Below are 21,197 nucleotides of genomic sequence, written 5' to 3'. Positions count from 1 at the left end.
ATGTCATCAGCAAACGATTAACCCACCCCTGGCCCCTCCGAGGAGGGGAATCATACTTGTTTCATAGCAAAGGCGTGGCTATCGAAATGTTTCCAGTCTTTCCGTGGGGGTAGGGGCCCTCGTATAAAGAGCGCCTTGTATTGATGCGGGAAGACGAGCCCTCCCGGGCTGGAGGGAGCCAAAGCCAGAAATGAAACGATAGACAAGTAAGACTTAGGATCAGCAGCAGCAGCTAACAAGGATAGCTTGTTTCAAGTGGCAGAAAGCAGTGGCTATGAAAGCATACAAGTATAAAGTAAAACACAAACCACTGCCTTTCAGTAAGTATAAGCTACTAATCAGAAAATTATGCAAGACGAAAGACAAATGGTGGAAGAAGCCGCATCTACCGCCTCCCGGGTGGCCAGTGCCATTGGCAAAGGCATTGTGGCAGGGCTAATTGGCACAGCGGTAATGACCGTTGCCCAGATGATAGAAATGCAACTAAGCGACCGCGACTCCAGCGACACCCCGTACAAAGCAGCTAAAAAAGTATTCGGCGTGAAAGCGGAGGACGAGGAGTCGAAAGAAAACATTAACAACCTGATGCACTTTGCTTATGGTACTGCCTGGGGCATACCGCGGGCCTTAATGGCTGAGTTTGGCTTAGGAGATACCAAAGGCACTATCACGCATTTTGGAGCAGTGTGGGGCACTGAAGTTACCGTAATGCCGCAGCTAAACTTAATGGAGCCTGTTACAGAGTGGAAACCCAAGGCGATCAGTGAGGATATCCTTTTCCATAGCCTCTACGCTGTTGCCACAGGTCTGGTGGCCGATGCATTGGTGCACTGGTCAGACGAGGATGAGTAAAAGTATAAATTCACACTTTTAGTTTGACTGTGAAGGTGCTACCCATGTTTTCAGTGCTCTGCAGCTCAATGTCGCCGCCGTTGTTCTGCACAATGCGCTTTACAATGTAGAGGCCAATGCCGGTGCCCTTTACATGCGCGTGCAGGCGCTTGAACAGCTCAAACACTTTATACTTTTTAGACTCCGGGATGCCAAGGCCATTGTCATGCACCTGCAGGTAAAAATCGTTTCCCTCCTGCCAGGTTCTAATGTAAATGTGCGGTGTGCGGTCCGGCGATTTATACTTGATGGCATTGCTGATGAGGTTGTAAAGTATACTTTTGAAGTTGCGTTTAGAGAAGTACAACTGCGGCGCAGCGCTGCTATCGTGTTTGACCACAGCGCTGGCGGCGTTAATCTCAAAAGAGATAAGGTCTTTTACCTCTCCCACCATCTCCTCTACCTGCAGCAGCGTTTCCTCCTGCTCAAAGCTTTTCTGGATACGAGCAACCTCAGTCAGGTCTTCCACTGTGCTTTTAAAGCGCTGTACCGATGTCTTTATGTGCTCCAGTTCCTCCTCCACATCCTGCTTTTTATCACCCAGGCTTTCCTCCAGCAGCTCCACCAGCCCCTCAATATTTAGTATGGGGGATTTCAGGTCGTGGGATGCGGTGTACACAAACGTATCAAGGTCAGTGTTCAGGCGTTTCAGGTTGGCGTTCATCTGTTCCAGCTCCTGCAGGTGCGCCTGCGTGCGCTGCTGCGACAGTGTGGTTTCGGTGATGTCGTTGATGATGAGTATCCTGAAGTTCTCCCGGTTGCGGTCATCCACCTCGGCCAGCGATATCTCCAGGTACTTTTTCCCAGTCTCCAGGGGAAGCTCAAACACACGCTTCGGTTCCGACACCGGCTCTTGGTTCACGAACTGTCGCACCTCTGCCTGCACCTCGTCCGGGAACAGCGGCAGCAGCGGACCCGCAAGAATCTCGCGCTCCGATTTACCAAACAGGTTGGCGGCATAGGCATTAATCGTAAGCACCTTGCCATACTTTGAGATGAGCGCCGCCCCTATTGGGGCCTCCTCCAGCACGCGGGCCGTGTAATCGCCGCGCACCTTCTCCAGCGCCGACACACTAAAATCAAGATCAGTGGCAACAGACCTGCGGATGTTCTGGAAACTGCGCCGCTGTATGGTACGGTCCATGGCATCCTGCACCATATCTGCCAGCCGCACCTGCACCTGGTTAGAAACACATACCACCGTAGGCCCAACAAAAGGCGAGAACTGCAGCGACTGCTTTACCCGGGTGTAGTTTCGTTCATCATTTATCAGCAGCACCGACAGGGTTTTGTCGCGGGCGTAGGCCTCCTGTGCCACCCGCACCGGGTTGTTCACCTCTTCCCCCACCAGCAGCACCCCATACTTCTTCAGGTTGCCATCCATGCGGCGCACTTCGCTCTCGTCTACTTCCTCAAAAGCAGCCTCCTGCCCCTGCAGGTTTTCCTTCAGCAGGTCAAGGGTGGAGGCATGAAGCCCGGTGTAAAGTATCTCCGCCATAGGTTGTTAACTGTCTAGGATCAGTTGTTCCAGCAGGGCGCGGCCCAACCAGGTATAAAGCATATCGGTGGTAGGCGCCATCACGTGCGCGGCACGGGCATCGCGCAGCAGCACCTCAAATCTGGAGTTCTCGCGGTAGGCAATCCCCCCTGAGAGCGTCATTGCCTCATTCACCACATCTACAGCGCAATGGGCCACCTCTGCTTTGGATGATATGATGGAGAGCACAGCCATCGGGTCGCCGCTATCATATTGGCGGCACGCGTTGTAGATAAGCTGGCGCGTGCGCTCTACCTTTGCCCACAGCATGCCCAGGCGGTGCTGCAGCAGTTGGTTCTGGCTCAGCGACATACCACTGTGGCGGTAAGAGCGATTCATCAGGTGCTCGCGTGCCTCGTTAAAAGCAGCCTGCGCCACCCCCAGGTACGTGCCCGACATGGCCGTTAGAAAGTATGGCGCCACCACCTGAAACACGTACCACAGCTGATCGCCCTGCTGCCCCAACAAGTTCTGAGCCGGCACTTTTACCTGCTGCAGCGCCAGGCTGCGCGACGAGTTTCCGCGCATTCCTATGCCGTTCCAGTCAGCGCCCCACTGTATGCCTTCGCGGTCTGCCTCCACCACCACACATGAAAACTCATGCAGCAAGGCCTCCGGGTCTACGCCCATCGTAGAGATAACGTAAGAGTCGGCTTTGCCACCGTTTGTCACAAAGGTTTTCTCGCCTTTCAGCATAAACTCGCTTTCAGATACAGATAGCAGCTGCGTTTGCGGGTAGTAGAAATGGGCACCGGTTCCGGGCTCACTCAAGGCCAGCGTGGTCAGGTGCTCACCGGCAGCTATGGGCTCCAGGAAGTTCTTCTTCTGATAATCCGTAGCCTTGGCCGCAATCATGGCTGTGCCTACACAATGCATCCCGAAGCAAAGTCCGGCCGAGGCCGATTCTTCCCCTAAAAGCTCACAAGCCTGCGCCAGCCCCAGCAGCCCCTCGCCCAGCCCGCCACTTTCCTGCGGCACCACAAAGCCTCCCAGCCCCTCACGCTGCAGCCTGCGCATACTTTGTTCGGGCCACTTCGCCTCCTTATCCACCAACGGTGCCTCCTCGCGTACGGTACTCTCTGCTATTTGCCTGAACAGGTCAAGTGTCTTCTCTAAACTCATGTGCGTCATATAGGATGGCGGCAGTAAAGCAGCATTTTATACTTCTATCTGCCTGTAAATGAAAGCATGGCAGCACAGCCACACATTCTTAAAGATAGAGATATCTAAACTCACGCCCATCAAAATCTCTATTAATTGATAAATATCATTTCTTTTTACATCAAATTTAATATAAGTCACCATCCTCCATACTTCGTTTTATACTTCTGTGATACAATGAGGAGGTACAATTTTTAAGTTTGCGCAGCCGCCTCGTAGCATTAGTGGCGGGTAATCTGTTTATTTACAGGATGATCAACAAGAAAACTATGAGATTGAAAAGTATTGCAGCCGGACTTTGCCTTACGTTGGCCTCATCAGCTGCCCTTGCCCAGACAGCCGATGTGCCCAAGCGCGTGGCCAAGGCAATGGAAAAAGTAAAGCCCAGCGATATCCGAAGCCACATTGCCTACCTGGCCGACGACAAGCTGCTGGGCCGCAAGCCGGGCACGCCGGGCTACCAGATGGCGGTGGATTATGTAACCGACCAGTTTAAAAAACTGAATGTACAGCCCGCCGGCGAGAACGGCACCTACCTGCAAACGGTGCGGGTGCGTACTGCCTTTACTGATCCCAATGCCACCATGCAGCTATCGGCAGACACAGCAGGTACGGAGGACCTGATATATGGCAAGGACTTTATACTTTTCCCGAATGCAGCAGAAAAGCAGGTTGAGGTGGATGCACCGTTAGTTTTTGCCGGCTTCGGTATAAGCGCCCCAGACCTGAATTACGATGACTATGCTAACATTGACGCGAAGGGCAAGGTAGTCGTTATTCTACGCAGTGCGCCCGAGTCTTTTCCGTCCACGGTGGCATCTTATAGCATGGATATGCAAACCATACTTAACACGGCCGCTGCAAATGGTGCCGTGGGTGTATTGCTCGGTTCCATGAACCCCAAAAGCGGCCTGCCGGATTTCTCTACCAGAGGTATGAGCAGCGTGATGGGGGCAGATGGCCAAGTAGCCGCCTCCCGCAGTCATCACGAGGACGTAAAGCTGATGGGGATGCTACACTATAACACCCTTCAGAAACTGATGGCAGGTGCAGGCCTGGATCTGCAGCAGGTGGCTAGTACCATCAAAAGCGGCAAAGCAGCCTCAGCCATACTTCCTTTCAGCATCAAGGGCAGCTTCAGCAACAGGTTCGAAGACATAGAAACCTACAATGTGGTGGGTAAAATAGAGGGCTCCGACCCGGTGCTGAAGAATGAGTATGTGGTACACAGCGCCCACCTAGACCACGTCGGGGTTGGCAGGCCAATAGACGGCGACTCCATCTACAACGGCGCCCACGATAATGCGTCCGGTGTGGCAAGCCTGCTGGAGATAGCACACGTTTATGCCAACGTAAAGAAGAAGCCGAAGCGATCTATACTTATCGTGATGGTAACCGCAGAGGAAATGGGGCTGCTTGGCTCGGCATACTTTGCTAAATTCCCAACGGTACCAGCCGCGCAAATGGTCGCCAACGTAAACACCGATATGCCTACGCTGATTGCGCCGTTGCTCTCGGTGGTGCCGCTGGGAGCCGCCCACTCGTCGCTTCAGGAGGAAGTAAAGCAGGCCAGTAATTACTTAGGGCTGGATGTAGAGGAAGACCCGGAGCCAGAGCAGAACCGCTTTGTGCGCAGCGACCAGTACAGCTTTGTGGTGCAGGGCGTGCCGGCACTGCACATCAAGTATGGCAACAAAACGTCAGACGGCAAGAATAACCTGGACGAGACTGTGAAAGTATGGCGCGAGAAATATTACCACAAGCCGCAGGATAACTTTGAGGGAGGCATCTTCGATTTTGATGCTGCTAAAAAGTACGTGCAGCTCAACTTCCTGATCGGCTACCTGGTGGCCCAGGACGAGGAAAGACCTAGCTGGAACCAAGGTGATTTCTTTGGGACGCGGTTTGGGGGTAAGGAGTAGAAGCGAACGATAATACCCATACACATACAATAAAACAGCCCGGCAGCAAAAGCTTCCGGGCTGTTTTTATTCTTAATATTATAAAACTTATAACTTCGTGATAGTGTAAGTTACACTTTCATCTTCATTCTCCAGGTCAAGAACAATCTCGTAGGTTCCTGCCTCAGAAACTGGGATATCAGCACCATTTAATTCAAGTACTTTATCGCCACCATTATCGCCGTAGTTGGTAGTCCAGTCGTCATTTAGCCTAAACTTAATGTTTCCGGCTGTTAACTGGATAGTTAAACGCCAAACTCCCTCCTCATTATCATAGATCATGTTAGTGTCGTCAGCCCACTTTCCAGGCGTAGCATCACCAATTAACCCCCATGAGTACTGGGCTGCTGTCCAGGTCATGTTGTTAAGGTCAGCGGTAATTCTGTAGCTATCCTTCTTTGGAACCGACAGGTCCGGACCGTTTTGTGCAAGCGTGCCAGCAGCGGATCCTCCTCCATAATTTGTTTCCCAGCTTCTACCAGCCGTGATTTTGAACTTGAGATTGTTATCCTTGTTGTTGAAGCTTATGACACCCTGGTAGATACCATTGTCCTCCACCGAGATCAGCGAAGGGGCCGTTTCCGGGCTCCAGCCCTGATAGTCGCCTGGCACATACACATAACCCGGCTCCACATAAGTTGAATAAGTAGTAACGGATATGTTCTGCGTGTTTGAATACACCGGGTTTCTCAGGTCAGAAATAGTGCTCTTAATTCTCACATCAACATCGTGCGTCTCCTCTGGGGTATACTTCAGTTTTGTGAGCAGAGTGTTCAGCTCAGCCACTGTATATACTTTCTCGAATGAGCTTCCCAAAGACACACTGTACGGCTTCACAAAGTTATCGCCAGCCGTATCAATTTCCAGCCAGTATTCCACGGCTGCTTCGTATCCAAAATCTGCGGCATTCCACGAAAGGGTGAGGGCTTCATTTTCGGCCTCTTCTTCCGTAAGCACAAGAGAGTTTGTAGATACCGTTAGTGCAGGTGCTGTTCCCTCCCGAACAAACGCCTTGTCTTCATCTTTCTCGCAGCTCACCAGTGCCAGCGCAGCTACAAAAAACAATAATGATCTATTTAACCAGCTTTTCATAAAGACTTGTTTATTAGTATAAATCAGCACTTCCTTCTAAACTACTGTTGTTGCCGAAAGGAAGTGCTTTTAATGATTAATATCCTGGGTTCTGAACCAGGTTCGGGTTAGCAATGATATCTGCCGAAGGGATTGGATACAGCTTGCGTGTCTCAGCCACTGCACGTCCTTCAGGCACACCACCTTTCCACGGCCACAGGTACTCGCTACCTGTAAACAAGCCATAGCGGATCAGGTCAGTTCTTCTGTGCCCTTCCCAGTACAGCTCTCTTGCACGCTCATCCAGGATGAAATTAAGTGTTAGGTCGCTTTGGGAAATGTTACCAGAATTATCACCATAAGCGCGGAAACGAAGCGCGTTTATCAGGTCCAAAGCCAATGCTCTGTCACCGTTAGCCCGGAGCGCCGCCTCAGCATACATCAGGTAAGCATCAGCCACACGGAAAAGCGGGAAGTCGGTATCTACGAAAACATTTCCAGGGTGCGAACCAATCTGGCCGCCTGATGTAATGTTCTTGAATTTTGCAATGGCATAGCCATTGGAGAACGGCCCGATCTCTGCTATTTCCAGCGTCTGTCCGTCAGTGTAGAAGTTCGCACGATCGTCCGGGCTTCCAGGCACACTTGGGAACAGGTTCACCAAGGCAGATGTGGTACGCAAACCAGCCCAGCCGCCGTCGATGCCAAAGTCATCCTTAGGCTTCATTGATCCGCCAACAGGAGCGTGCACCAGGTAAGTGGTACCTCCATACGTCTGTGTTCTCAAGCCATCAAACGCAATCGGGAAGATGATGCCGTTTGCTGTATGGTTGTCTGCCAGGAAAAGATCATCGTAGTCACCTTCCAGGCTACTGGCAGGGTAAGCATCAACTACCTTTTTAGAGTAAGTTAAGGCATCAGCATACCTGTTCTCGTTCGCGTAAACCTCTGCATTCAGGTATAGTTTAGCCAACAGCATCCAGGCAGCAGCCTTATCCGCACGGGCATACTCATTCTGTCTCGGCTCAACCAACTGGCTTTCTACTGCCAATAGTTCCTGTTCAACGTAGTCAAACAGCTCGGCTCTGGTAATTTGCTCTGGGAAGAAAGCGCCCACGGCATCATTCTCATCTACAAAAGGTACGTTACCGAACAGGTCAAGGGCGTGGTAGTAGCTCAGCGCTCTCAGGAAACGTGCTTCAGCACGGAACTCTCTGGCGGCATCTGCATTCGCTCCGGTTATACCTCTCTCAGAGAGCTTGTCATCTGATGTTTCACGGATGAACTCATTAGAAAGGGATATCTGATAATAAATACGGGCGAACATGGCCGTGATAAACTGGTTGTTAGGTGTCCAGTCCATGTCGTGCAGGTCTGGCAGACCTGCGTCTCCCCAACCAATCACAGCCTCGTCTGTAGGGAGCTCCTGCAACTGCCAGTACTGGCGCAGGTACGAAGAGAAACCTTCGTCACCACCAGTAATATCCGGATCACCGGCAGGGCCTTGCTGGCCAGTAAGAGCATAACCGGCATAAACTTTTGCCAGCACACGCTTATAGTTATTGAAATCGTTGTAAACAGTCGCTGACGTAACCTCATAAGGAGGCGTCTGGTCCAGGTCATCTGTACATGATACAGTTGAGAAGCTTATCAGGCCGGAGAGGATCAGACTAGCTATATATTTCGTCTTCATTTTATACTTAAGCTATTATTGAAAATCAAGGTTTACACCCAAAGACAGAATTCTTGGTCTAGGGTAGAAGTTGTTATCGATACCACCTGTTACCTCTGGGTCCAGGCCGTCGTATTTCGTGATAACAAAGATATTCTGTCCGCTAGCCGTTAATCGCAGGTTTACTTTATCGTTCATGATGCGGCCCACGTTATAGCCCAGGTTAATGTTATCCATGCGCAGGTAAGAGGCATTCTCGATAAAATAGTCTGAGTACTGGCGGTTAGGGTCATCCAGGCCGATAAAGCCGAACTCATTGATAGAGCTTGGGATTGTCAGCAGGTAACCTTCCCAGTCGATGTTGCTGTAGAAAGCGTTCGCCTTAATGTTGTTATAAGCATAGTTGCCTATGGCGCCACGCATCACAAAACCAAAACTCCACTTATCATAGTTTAACTGAGAGCTAAAGCCAAGGAACACTTTTGGCTCAGGGTTTTTGTAGCGGTACATATCCTGGTCTGTGATCTCACCGTCACCGTTCAGGTCAGCATACAGGCCTTCAACCGGTCTTCCGCTTTCGTCATACACCTGCTTATACACATAGTATGAGTAAGTAGGGAAACCAACCGTGTGTATCTGGATCGTGTTACCTACACCACCACCAATACCGCCTACCGGAATGCCTACAGCATCCTCGCTCTCAACTTTGCTCAGGCTGGTAATCTCGTTGATGTTATACGTACCGTTCACCCCGATATCCCAGCTCAGCTTCTCTGTACTGATCGCATTGAAGTTCAGAACAGCCTCCAGACCCTGGTTCTCGATGCTACCCACGTTGGTGTACAGTCGGTTTGTCAGGTTAGAGCCCGCTGGCACCGGAATAATAGCTAACAGGTCATCCGTTTTCTTAAAGTAATAGTCTAAGCTACCAGTTACCCTGTTGTTTACGAATCCGAAGTCAAGACCTGCGTTATACGTCTTTGTCTCTTCCCACTTGATGTTGGCATCGTAGCCCTGCGGACGTAGTGTGCTGTAGAACGTGTCGCCCAGCTGGTAGCTACCTTCTACGTTGCTTGGCACGTACCTTGGCAGATAAGGGTAGAACCCACCGATATCCTGCTGACCAGTTATACCATAACCTACTCTCAGTTTCAGATCAGAAATGGCAGTTACGTTCTGCAGGAATGGCTCCTCGTTAATTCTCCAGGCAAAAGCCAACGCCGGGAACGTGCCCCAACGGTTTTCCGGGCTGAAACGGGAAGATCCGTCTCTACGCAGTGTGGCTGTCAGGATATAACGATCCTTGAAAGCATAGTTCATTCTGCCAAAGTAAGACAGAAGCACGTTATTGGTTTCAATAGGGTTTGGTGCTCTTGTGATGGTATCGCCTGCAAGGTTCAGAGTGGCAAATGGCGGAACCTCATTCTTGAACTTCTGGTAAGAGTAACCTGCCGTAAAGTCCACGCGGCTTTGGATTGCCTCATACTCCTTCACATAATTCAGGTAGAAGTCTAACAGGTTGTTTGACTTGTCCTGGGAGTACTGCGAGAAACTACCGCCCTGGGTATAAACAGAGGCCAGAGTGGCCGGTAAGGTAACTGTACCTTCGCCTTTAGACACATCGTAGCCCAGGTTCAGGTTGGCTCTTAGGTCCGGGAAAAAGTGGAACTTGTAGTCCAGCTGAATGTTACCAATGCTTCTGTTTACGTCGCTTTGGTCGTCTGTCTGCTTCAGTACACTCAATGGGTTACGAGGCGCAAGCGTGTTAACGTTATTGCCTTCGTCTGTCCACTCAAAGTATCCGCCAAATCTGTTATCGCTGGAATAAGGCGATTGTGTAGGGTCAAATGAAACAGCCGAGCCGATAACACCTTCATTGGCGAACTGGCTTTCAGACTTAACGCCCTTCACGTTCAGGTTTACCTTCAGGTGGTCATCAAAGAAGGTAGGGTTCAGGCTTACAGTACCTGTCGCACGCTTCATCTCAGACGTCAGAAGTATACCTTCCTGGTTCAGGTAACCAACTGATACACGGTAAGGGATGCTTTTTACAGAACCGCTTACACTCAGGTTATGGTCGTGGCTAACGGCATCCCGGAAAATCAGATCCTGCCAGTCAGTGTTTGCATCACCAAGCAACAGCTTGTTTTCTTCTGTTGCATACTCATTTACCACAGCGCGGTACTCGTCGCCGGTCAGCACGTCCACCTTGTCTCGCAGCTGAGAGATAGAGGCAAGTGAACTTAAGCTTACCTTCAGCTTATCGCCGGCACGGCCTTTTTTAGTGGTAATGATAATCACACCGTTTGATGCTCTGGAACCGTAGATTGCGGTGGCGGAGGCATCCTTGAGCACGTTGAAAGACTCGATATCATTCGGGTTGATGAGCGACAGCGGGTTGGCCGTACCAGAAACCCCACTGTTGTCGATCGGCACACCGTCGATCACGATAAGCGGATCGTTGCTGGCGTTTAGGGAAGAACCTCCACGGATACGGATTCTGCTGCCGGAACCTGGCGCACCACCGTTAGAGGAAATCTGAACACCTGCCACTTTACCTGAGATCAATTGTTCAGGCGTGGTGATGTTTCCTTGCTGGAAATCTTCTTCTGAAATTGCCGTTACCGAGCCTGTGATATCGCTTTTACGCTGCGTACCGTAACCTACCACCACAACTTCCTGCAGGGCTTTGGCATCCTGCCCTAAGGTAACGTTGATATTTGTCTGGTTTCCAACAGGCACCTCCTGCGTCGTATAACCGATGTATGAGAACACCAGCACTGCGCCTGACTGCGGCACGGAAATAGTAAAGTTACCGTTGGCATCGGTAGAGGTACCACGGGTTGTACCTTGTAACACAACCGTTACGCCTGGCAGGCCAACACCAGTGTTGTCTTTAACAGTACCGGATACAGTAACGTTTGTCTGGCTGTTGATGCTGCTTCTAAGCTGGCGGCCAGCGTTGCTGGCAGGCGCAGTGGCTGGAGCAGCTGCAGCCTTAGAGATAATGTATACCTCGTTTACCTTTTTATAGCTTAACCCCGCAGGTGCAAGTATACGTGTCAGAAGTACATCGGCATCTTTTTCTCCCTCAAACGTTGCAGGCACACGCAGCTGCAGGTTATCCGCCACATCGGCTTTGTAAGAAAACTGAATACCAAACTCTTTTTGCAGATCGTTCAGGGTGGCCTTCAACGATTTGTTGACATAACCCTGCTCTTTAATCCAGTTGCTGGCTGCCAGCTCCAACTGCACATCAGATGCATACACACTCTGGGTGGTGCCGGGTAAGCCTAGGCAACATAACACAGTAGAAAGGCCGATAGCCCTGATTCTACGGGTATATTTGTTTTGCATAAAACTATTTATATATTAGAAATAAGTATAGTATTCATTTTTTCATGCCTGGTGATTTTAGCACCCAGCGTTGCAGACACAGCGGCCAGTATGCTCTCCACACCCTTTTCGTGTAGGTTTGCCGTCAGCTTTTGCTCTGCCAGCTCTTTATTTTCTATCACTACTTTATAGCCGTATAGTTGCTCCAGCATGTTGGCTATCTCGCGCAGGGAGGTATTGTCGAAGATCACTCTGTTGTCCTTCCAGGCGGTATAAAGCTCGGTTTTCACCTGCTCTCTTACTGTCAGCCCGGCCTTCCCGGATACCACCACCATCTCCCCTGGCACCATTTTCAGTTGCTTTTCCGCTCCCTCCTGCTCAAAGGAGAGTAGCACCTCGCCTGAGGCCAGCACAACCCGACTGCCATTGGTTCTGCACTTCACATTAAACTCAGTACCGAATACCTCTACCCGGGTGCCATCTGCCGTTTCTACTATAAACCGCTGATCTGGTGCTTTGTGGGCCACATCAAAGTATGCCTCTCCTTTCAGATACACCCGGCGTGGGGATAATCCCGGCCAGTTATTCGTGTAAGTCATAGAGGAATTGGCATTCAGCACAACCACAGAGTTATCCGGCAGCGTAACGGTGCGCTTTTCACCAAAGCTGGTAGCATACTTTACACTTTCACCCTTTGCCATGAAAAGCACAAAGGCACTGGCACAAAGCAGGGTCACGGCGGCAGCCACTCTCAGCAGCCCTTTGCGTTGCCACAGGCCGATTGGCACTACGTTAGCCTCAGCTTTCTTCTCCAGTTCTTCCTGCTGTATCGTTTGCTGCAGGCTGCCCCAAATTATATCAACCTCTGCTTCATTGTTTGCCAGCATGTCTGCAGATAAAAGCTTTACAAGTGCCCGGGCCTCCTCCACTTCATGCTGTTTCAGGGGGTTCTTCTCCAGCCAGTCCTGCCAATATGCATCACTCTCTGCAGTAGGGGCCATTACCCATTGGGCAAAAAGCTCATCTGCAGCAAAGTCTACGGCACTGGCAAGTTGGTAATTCATTTATTCAGGCACTGTGTAAATCCAAGTATAGCTAAGTGAGCGCTTGCTCTTATCTGTATTAGCGGGCTATAGCTCAAATTATCCCTCCGTTTAAATAAAAAATTTGACAAAAAGTTATAATTAAACTAACCCGCTTACAATGTGTGGGTTACAAAGTATAGATAGCAGCAAACCTGAATGTGAGTCATAACTCACGCGTGTTACCTAGTTTTCTCGAGCCACACACTTTCCACTTCAAGGTTGTAGGGCTTGCCCCGCTCTGCCTTAGTGCTGCCGTCTCCTACGGTAAGCTCCAGCTTCTCGACCTGTTTTAAGTCAAAAGCCGCTGCTTTCGCAGATTTAAACCAGAAAGGGTGGAACCCTGGGTATGGGCGGGGCAAAAGTATAAACCTGGAAGGTTTGAGGCTGCTTACCGGAATTTCTATCTCCCGAAACTCGTTGTTCAGCTCAACATTTGCAGTGTAGGCCGAGGCACCTGCTGTAATGAGTGTGATGTTTGCCTGCACAGGTGCATTTCCAGAAGTACGGGCCCTGATAATCAGCTTATCAAATTCAGGGAGCTCAGACTGCCGGCCTTTTAATTTATCCCCTACATATAGCTGCAAACCCATTACCCCTTCCTGAGGCAGTTGCTCTGTGTCGAGGCGCAGTATCAATTGGCCTGGCTTCTTGCCAGTAATATACTGGCGCTCATTGCTTCTCCAAAGGTTCGGGTAAATAAACAGGTCCTGGTCTGTGGTCGCGTCGTATAGCTCCAGGGCTCCGTTTTCAGGGGCGACGTAAGTCTGCCAAAAACCATTCTGTATATAATCCCACGCCCACGGGTTTCCTTTCTGGCCACCCGGGAAACTCGTAAAATCCCCTTCTTGCGACTCTACTATTATCCTGTACCGGATCTGGCCGGGGCTTAACAAATCAGCTGGCAACTCCGCCTGGTAAGTATAAGGACTTACCTGCTTCATCTGTATCGTCTTCCAAATGCCGGAGAGGCTGTTGGCTACCAGGCTCACTTTTGCGGTTGTATCAATTCCTACAATTTGTGCTGTTAGAGTAGAAGGCTTGCCAGCCGATACCTCCGTATAAGGGGTGTGCTTCAGAAACAACGAATTGGCATGTGGCTTAGGGGCGACAAACTCATTCATTCCCACGGCACCGAGAGCCCCGCTTTTAAGATTTCGGGTACTCTTGCCGTTTTTAGCTAACAAGTATGTTCCCGGCTTAACCCCAAAGCTCCCGTTCTTTGTCTTCGAAGTATAAGAGTTCCCCTCGTTCAGCCCTGTCACAGTAAAGTTGTCCCCCAGGTCAGGCAGGTTGATTTCCATGGGATGTTCCTGCCACTGTATACTTGTAACCGTTTTTTTGGGTGATGCCTTGGCAAAAGGATCACTCACATGTATGGCATCCGGCATAACTTCCAGACGCCACACACCATTCTCCAGCTTGTCTATAAAATATGCTCCTTTCCCCTGGTACTTCACCACCGCAGAGCTGCCAACTCCCGCCACCTTGGTAAGCCTGGCGATTCTGGCCGGCTTGGTACTGGTAGTGTTGGAGTAATAAAACTTATCCGGAGAGTTCATCTCACTCAGCCCTCCCCTCTGGTGGCTAACTTTAAACACACCAAACACAGTGTCGGCCGGGTAGGCGCCGTAGCTCTTCAGACGGGGTAACTGGTGGAAAGCTTCTGAGGCAATCATCAGGCTTACAGCTTTGGAGGGCGTATAGGCAAGGTTCAGGAAATGCGTCTGGTACTCGGTGTTGCCGTAGGCAGTTGCCAAAGGGTCATAGGCGAACTGGGTAGCCCACTGAAAACCCGCCTGGCGGAAGCTTCTGGCCATGGCAGGGTACATGTAGGAGCCCAGGATATCGCCCGCATCAAACTCGTACACCATGCGGGCTTTGCCGGCATACTCCGGAATAGTATCGAACGGGATGCGGTACTGGTCCACGTGCGGCAGGTAATTACCCTGCAGCGTACGGTTTGCCACCAGCCCGGTTGGGTACCACTGGAAACTTACGCCATCAATGTTCGCTTTGGCTACGGCGTCAGCATAGGTCGGCGATTCGCTGATGTTGTAGAAAATAGGCTTCGTCCAGCCGGTGTTTCGCACCGCTTTCACCATCCTGTTCACAAACTCGGTTGCCCGCTCCTTAGGCCCACTATGCTTAGGCTCATTATTTATTTCCGCAGCGATAATATCAGGATCATCCTGGTACCTCACTTTTGTGTAAGGATTAACATGCTCAAAAAACTGTTTCAAGTACCGCTCCTGCGCCACAAAGGCTTTCTCCTCCGTTACTGCCTGCTGCTTGTTGTAAATGCTCGAAAAACCGGCTGTCTTCACATCCGGTTCCGGGTAGCCCGATCCCCAGTAAGCAATAGGCGTCACCAGGATCTTGATGTTTCTTTCCTTCAGTTTCGCGATCAGGTAGTCAAACAGCCGCAGGTGCTCATTCTCCAGCAGATTCCCAACAGAATCAGAGATCTCCGTATCCCAGACGTGCACCCTGAACGCATCGATCCCCATACGGGCGAAGTGGTATACATCCTGGTCTATTGCTTTTTCCAGGTCTGCGTTAAGTGCTTTATGAGAGCGGTAGCCATAAGCAAACGGCACAGTGTAGTTTACCCCGAAGAAGTTGGCCTCCTTGTTGTCTTTCTGCCAACGCATCACACCCTCTTTGTCAACGTAAACACCGCTTTTGTCCTGGCCAAGAAGAGAAGAGCTTGTTGCGCAAACTATCAGCAGCAGCAGCGTAAGCTTTGTAGCGATTCTAGAAATAGTATCCATTGTTTTATGATGATTTTGTTCCGAGGGTTTTATGCTACAAAAGTATAATACCGCCGGAAATGTTATGTTTGACATTCCTATGAAAAATAAACCCTAAAGTATACTTGCCGGGTGCAGCAAGTATACCTTAGGGTTTATACTTTATAAGTATATAGCTCGTGTTCTTATCAACTTGTACGCTTGCTTATTGCGCCACCTTCACCAGCTTCTGCACAAGGCGTTTGTCGCCGGTGGTTACCTGCAGGTAGTACAGCCCATTGGCTACATTTTGCAGCTGCACCTGTTGCTTCAGCACTTCCTGGGTTTTGTTTAAAGTATGGCGGGAGAGAACCCGGCCTGTTACATCCTGCACCTGCACCTGCACCTGCCCGAGGTAATCGCTTTCCAGGTGTACCACTACGGCATCCGGGGCCGGATTCGGGTAGATACGTAGCGTGTTGCCGTTAGCCAGTTCGTTTTCTGCTGAAAGTATGATTTTGGACCAGGGCAGCAGGTTTGAGGCAGGTTCATCCAGCTTCTGAGAGGTGAAAAGCCTGAACTCGCCCGGCTCCAGCATGATCTCTTTTGCGGGATCCGTTACCACCAGTTCATCCCCTGTAAAGTAGTCGTACCAGGAGCCTGCACCCGGGAAGCCGGCAGCCGGCAGCTGCTGCTTCACATCGAAATTGCCAATCAGGAATACCTGCATAGCGTCGCTGTTAAGGGTAATGCGCTTCACGATGTTGCCCAGGTCGAGCGTAAAGTCTTCTGTGCCGAATACCGGCTGCGATGTTTTCAGTTTGATGAGCTCGGCATATACCTGGTAAAGTTTAGCGCGCTCCGGGTCGTTCTGGTAGTTCCACAGCAGGGGCTTGTTGCCAGTACGGCCATTCTCGTCTATCGCCACATCATACCCAAGCTCCCCGAACTGCCAGATCATTTTAGGGCCGGGAATGGTGAGGGCGAAGGCCGCCGCCAACTTGGCACGGTTCAGCGCCGTGGTCAGGTTACGGGTATTGTAGCCGCCTGATGTTTTTCCGTATTTGCTCACATCGTATACAAAGCGCTCCTCGTCGTGGCTCTCCATATAACCGATCACGTGCGGCTGCTCCCAACCGCGCACCTCATAAGACATCCACTGCGGATTGGCATTCTCCCCTTTGCCCAGCTGCCTGAAATCATAGTTGTTGTTACCCCAGAACAGCATACCGTAATTAGCCAGCTCCTTCTCCTCCGCATTGTCAGCAAAGTGCTCCAGTATCACATAGGCTGTTTCGTCTACGCTTCGGATCTCGTTATAAATGCGTTTCCAGGTGGCGACACGGTCCGCGTCATATGAGCTCCAGGCACCAACGTTGCTCCCGGAGATTTTCTGGGTAAACCCTTTGGAGAGATCGAAGCGGAAACCATCCACCTTATACTCTTCCAGCCAGTACTCCGTAACCCGCTGCACGAGGGCTTTGGTGGCAGGCTGGTTGTGGTTAAAATCGAAAAACACACTGAATGGGTGGGTAGCCGACTGGTTGAAGTACGGGCTGTTCACGGCAGGTCTGTCACCGTCCCAGTATAGCCTCACGTACGGAAATTCATAGTCGGCCTGGTTCAGCACGATATCAAGTATAACTGCAATACCTTCTTTGTGAGCCGCATCAATAAAAGCCTTCAGATCTGCTTCGGTGCCGTAAGCTTTATCCGGGGCAAAGTAAAAGGTTGGGTTATAGCCCCACGACTCGTTCCCTGTGAACTCCATGATCGGCATCAACTGAATAGCGTTTATACCTAATCTCTTGAAATAGCTAAGCGTGTCGGTGAGGGTTTTATAGTTACGGGTGGAGACGAAATCGCGCACCAGCAGCTCATAAACCACCAGCTGGTCTACATCCGGGCGCTGAAAATCCGTTACCTGCCAGCTATATTCCTGCTGCTGGGTCTGCAGCACCGATACAATACCAGTGGCGCCTTCCGGGTAAGGCTTCAGGTTCGGGTAGTTGGCTGCGGTCAGGTAATGGTCGTACTGCGGATCCAGGACCTTATCGGTATAAGGGTCAGCTATGGCGATGGTGCCATCCACCAGGTACTGGTAAGCAACCTCCTCCCCTACCGGCAGATTGGTAAGGCGCAGCCAGTAACGCACTCCGTCTGGCGTGCGGTTCATCAGGTACTCGGGTGTGGGTTTCCAATCGTTAAACTCCCCGATCACGTAGGCATTCTCTTTGTGCGGGGCATACAGCACCAAGATCACCTCATTCTCATCTATATAATTGATGCCATCTACGATACCTGCTGGCACTGCCGCCACCGGTGGCACCGGCTTAATCATGTATTCAAAAACGTCTGTGTCAGTTTCTGAGGCGGTCTTTGCCTCCACGGTTACGCTGTGGCGCAGTCCCTGGTCAGGCCCTGTTTGCAACGTATAGCTTAGGTTTTTGCCGCTTGCTACCGTTGTTATTTCCACGCCATCGTGCAGCAGGCGCAACGCAGCATTCTCTGAGGCGACTGCCTCTACCTGTATCGTGCCATTGGCTTCAGCAAAGAAGAAATCCTGGGTAGGCTGCTGAAAAGCCACCTTCAGTTCATCGGGGTAAACGGCTATAATGATGTCCTCGGTTTGCGCGGAGCCGTTGCCGTTTTTTAACAACAAGCCCAGCTTACGGATAGGAGTACCTGCAGGCACACCAAAGTACTCGCGAGGCACCAGTGTAATCTGCCATTTATCATTGCCCAGCGAGGTCATTTTACCCGGCTCAAAAGGAGCTGTCCAGGTGGTCTGCCCTGCAGGTTGGAACTCGAAAGCATCCCCACTCTCTGTAGACCCGGCACCTGACCACAGGTACACATCGTTTGTTTTGTTTAAAAGGCCTTTAGCACGGCTGTCTTTAGCTTTTGTCAGGTCAAATGTAAGGGTTACGGCTTTATCTGCGGTAGGGAAGGCGGGCTCCGTGGTAACCACCTGCGCCTGGGTTTGCCAGCCCAGCAGCAAGCAAATCAGCAAGACAAAACGAGAAAGAGTAAAAATTTTCATAAGCAAAGTGTATAAGAATCAGGTTCGTAAAAGCCGGCGCATTTTTATACCCCTTGCCCCGCAAGTTGCAAAAGTGAGGCAGCAGCTTAAAATGGCAATGTGGCAAGTTAAGCAAGTATTGGATAACAAAAAATAACATCCCACCACTAAAAAGTCATAATAAACATTAGGCTTTGTCCTGTATACCCCACCAATAAGTTGCAAGCCGCTAATGCTGTTTTAGTTAAGTAAACGTACCTGCTTCCTGTGTTACGATTTGTCTATTTATACTTTCGGTTAACCAGAAGCCGCACATAAAGAATAATTTAAGAATAGGATATTACAAATCTTGTGTATATTGGAGCGAAATTGCGCGTTGTCTGCAGCAGAAGTGATGGCGGTAAAAAAGGACAAGGGCAATGCTCCAGCAATTTATAGTAAACGTCATAACACAGCCACTTGCAACCTCCTGTTTTAAAAGAAATTGGGCAAAGCCACTCGCGCGAGTTTTACCGTGCCGTAGTAGGGAACAGCATAGACCTTATTGCTGTGTTAGACGAAGAGGGCACCTATACTTTTGTGGGTGATTCGGTTACTGCTGTGCTCGGCTATGTTCCGGAGGAACTGGTGGGTGTAAATGCCTTGTCGCTGGTTCACCCCGCAGACCTGCCGGGGGTACAACTGGCGCTTGCAGGGCTCCTGGCCATGCGACAAACTACAATACCGCATTTCAGGTTTAAGGCGAAAGATGGCGAATGGCGCTGGCTGGAGTGCACCGGCAGGAACATGCTGCACAACGAGCACGTGCGCGGCATACTTACAAGCGCCCGCGACGTGACAGCCGCCACACAACTTGCCTACGACAACGATTACCACCAGGCTTACTACGAATCCCTTTTCTTTGAGCACCCCGATACGGTTTTCACACTCAACCAGAAGGGCGAGTTCCAGCAGTTTAACAAGCACTTGCAAACCCTCACCGGGTACAGCGAAAGCCAGCTGCTCGGCACACCTTATACCTCCCTGCTGCACCCCGACTACCTGGACGTGGGCGCCGAGGCCATGCAGAAAGTATGGTCCGGTGAAGCGCATACCATAGAAGTTGCTATCCTTACCCAGGAGGGTACCGTCAAGTATGTGAGCGTATCAGTGATGCCGGTATACTTCAGAGATGAGCTACAGGGGGCACAGGGCATTGCTAAAGACATTACAGAGCAGAAGAGCATACAGCGCGAGAATGAAAAGCTCTCGCTAGTGGCCAGCAAAACCGTGAATGGGGTCGTGATCATGAATCCGGCGGGTAAGATAGAGTGGGTGAATGACGGGTTCTGCAGGCTAACGGGCTATGACCGGCACGAAGTGGTGGGCCATATTCCAAGTGAACTGCTGCAGGGCTCCGGAACCGACCCGAAAACATCCAAACGTATCCGCAGCAAGTATGAGAGCCGCAAGCCTTTTTCAGAAGAGGTACTAAACTACCGCAAAACCGGTGAGAAGATCTGGTTCTACATCGATGTAACACCGATCTTTGACCAGGAAGGCAACCTGCAGAATTACATTGCCATCGAGACAGATATAACCGAGAAAAAGGAGGCGGAGGAAAAGCTGGTGAAGATGGCCGATGACCTTTACAAGCACAACCTTGACCTGCAGCAGTTTACCTACATCATCTCGCATAACCTGCGCGCGCCTGTGGCCAACGCCCTGGGTCTGGCACAACTCATAAACAAATTGCCGAAAGAAACGGCCAACTACGATGCGGTGGTTCAAAAACTGCAGGGCTCCATCGAGCAGTTGGACATTGTGGTGAAGGATATTAATCAGATACTTTCGCTGCGCGAATCCGGACGGGTTGCCTCACGCGAAAAAGTGCACCTGAAACAGGTTTGCCAGGAGGTGCTGCAGCAGTTTAACCATGAATTTGAACTAAGCGGCGCACAGGTTAGTGTGGCGATAGACCCGAGCTTTAGCCTTCTATCCATCCGCGCTTACCTCTACAGCATCCTGTACAACCTGGTTTCCAACAGTTTAAAGTACAGATCGGATACCCGCCCCCTGAAACTGGAAGTAAGAGCGGAGCGCGACAAGCGGGGATTCGTGCTAACGGTAAGCGACAACGGCTCAGGCATGGACATGCACCTGGTACAGCACCAACTGTTCCAACTCTACAAGCGCTTCCACCCGAACACCTATGGCAAGGGAACAGGCCTTTTTCTGGTTAAAACGCAGGTACAGGCGCTTAGCGGTAAAATAGAAGTTGAAAGTGCCCCAGACCAGGGCACCACATTTAAAATATACTTAGGAGCAAAAAATGTATAACAAGGTTTTCATTGTAGATGATGATGAGGTGAGCATCTTTCTGACAGAGGCAATTCTGGAGGCAGAGAGTTTTGCTACCGAGTGTAAAGGATTTCTGGATGCAAAAACAGCCTTGCAAAACCTGTTGGATAGCGCCAAGGGAAGCAGTGAAGACGCACTGCCCGAGGTAATCTTCCTGGACCTGAACATGCCTTTCCTGAGCGGCTGGGATTTTCTGGAGGCCCTTAGCCCCTACGAGCAGGCCCTGAAAGGCCGTTGCCGTATTTACCTGCTTACCTCCTCTGTGGATGAGCAGGAACGCACCCGTGCCGCCGGCACCAGCCTTGTAGCCGGCTTTTTGCAGAAACCATTGGAAGACGAGTGGATTATGCAATTGAAAGAAAGCTGTTAACCATTTCATCATAACAGAATTT

12 protein-coding genes are annotated in these 21,197 nt (G+C 50.7%); 4 read left to right on the top strand and 8 right to left on the bottom strand.

The features are described 5' to 3' along the window. Positions 1–348 precede the first annotated feature (348 nt). Entirely contained in the window at positions 349–852 is a 504-nt protein-coding gene (locus tag OO017_RS10195; protein WP_266052375.1) for a hypothetical protein, read from the top strand. A 10-nt stretch (positions 853–862) separates the two neighbouring features. Here the strand turns inward: OO017_RS10195 and OO017_RS10190 are convergent, their stop codons facing one another. Beyond that, complete coding sequence (locus tag OO017_RS10190) at positions 863–2,389, bottom strand: sensor histidine kinase (RefSeq protein ID WP_266052374.1); 1,527 nt, start codon at positions 2,387–2,389, stop codon at positions 863–865. A gap of 6 nt (positions 2,390–2,395) precedes the next feature. Beyond that, positions 2,396–3,550, bottom strand: coding sequence for an acyl-CoA dehydrogenase family protein (locus tag OO017_RS10185; RefSeq protein WP_266052373.1), 1,155 nt, complete (start codon positions 3,548–3,550; stop codon positions 2,396–2,398). A 308-nt stretch (positions 3,551–3,858) separates the two neighbouring features. Here OO017_RS10185 and OO017_RS10180 point away from each other — a divergent pair, with 308 nt between their 5' ends. Beyond that, entirely contained in the window at positions 3,859–5,511 is a 1,653-nt protein-coding gene (locus OO017_RS10180) for a M28 family peptidase (RefSeq protein WP_266052372.1), read from the top strand. Positions 5,512–5,598: 87 nt separating this feature from the next. Here the strand turns inward: OO017_RS10180 and OO017_RS10175 are convergent, their stop codons facing one another. The 6 genes from OO017_RS10175 to OO017_RS10150 form a co-directional block, all read right to left on the bottom strand. Next, positions 5,599–6,615 carry a SusE domain-containing protein gene (locus OO017_RS10175; RefSeq protein ID WP_266052371.1) on the bottom strand — a complete coding sequence of 339 codons (1,017 nt, stop codon included), beginning with the start codon at positions 6,613–6,615 and terminating at the stop codon, positions 5,599–5,601. A gap of 103 nt (positions 6,616–6,718) precedes the next feature. Next, entirely contained in the window at positions 6,719–8,314 is a 1,596-nt protein-coding gene (locus tag OO017_RS10170) for a RagB/SusD family nutrient uptake outer membrane protein (RefSeq protein WP_266052370.1), read from the bottom strand. A gap of 15 nt (positions 8,315–8,329) precedes the next feature. Further along, the gene (locus OO017_RS10165) at positions 8,330–11,650 is read right to left on the bottom strand and encodes a SusC/RagA family TonB-linked outer membrane protein (RefSeq protein WP_266052369.1); all 3,321 of its coding nucleotides are present in this window, start codon (positions 11,648–11,650) and stop codon (positions 8,330–8,332) included. Positions 11,651–11,658: 8 nt separating this feature from the next. Next, complete coding sequence (locus OO017_RS10160; RefSeq protein ID WP_266052368.1) at positions 11,659–12,693, bottom strand: FecR family protein; 1,035 nt, start codon at positions 12,691–12,693, stop codon at positions 11,659–11,661. A gap of 200 nt (positions 12,694–12,893) precedes the next feature. Continuing rightward, positions 12,894–15,485 carry a cellulase family glycosylhydrolase gene (locus tag OO017_RS10155; RefSeq protein WP_266052367.1) on the bottom strand — a complete coding sequence of 864 codons (2,592 nt, stop codon included), beginning with the start codon at positions 15,483–15,485 and terminating at the stop codon, positions 12,894–12,896. 184 nt (positions 15,486–15,669) lie between these two features. After that, positions 15,670–18,486 (bottom strand): alpha-amylase family glycosyl hydrolase, encoded by a 2,817-nt coding sequence (locus OO017_RS10150; protein WP_266052366.1) that lies wholly within the window; start codon positions 18,484–18,486, stop codon positions 15,670–15,672. 438 nt (positions 18,487–18,924) lie between these two features. Here OO017_RS10150 and OO017_RS10145 point away from each other — a divergent pair, with 438 nt between their 5' ends. Beyond that, entirely contained in the window at positions 18,925–20,784 is a 1,860-nt protein-coding gene (locus OO017_RS10145) for a PAS domain-containing sensor histidine kinase (protein WP_266052365.1), read from the top strand. Beyond that, positions 20,777–21,175, top strand: coding sequence for a response regulator (locus tag OO017_RS10140; protein WP_266052364.1), 399 nt, complete (start codon positions 20,777–20,779; stop codon positions 21,173–21,175). Before OO017_RS10145 ends, OO017_RS10140 begins: the two co-directional genes overlap by 8 nt. Positions 21,176–21,197 lie beyond the last annotated feature (22 nt).

The organism is Pontibacter anaerobius (genome assembly GCF_026241195.1).
GTDB classification, from domain to species: Bacteria; Bacteroidota; Bacteroidia; order Cytophagales; family Hymenobacteraceae; genus Pontibacter; species Pontibacter anaerobius.
Note: the sequence above shows the minus strand (reverse complement) of the source record. Positions and strands in the feature narration are given on the sequence as shown.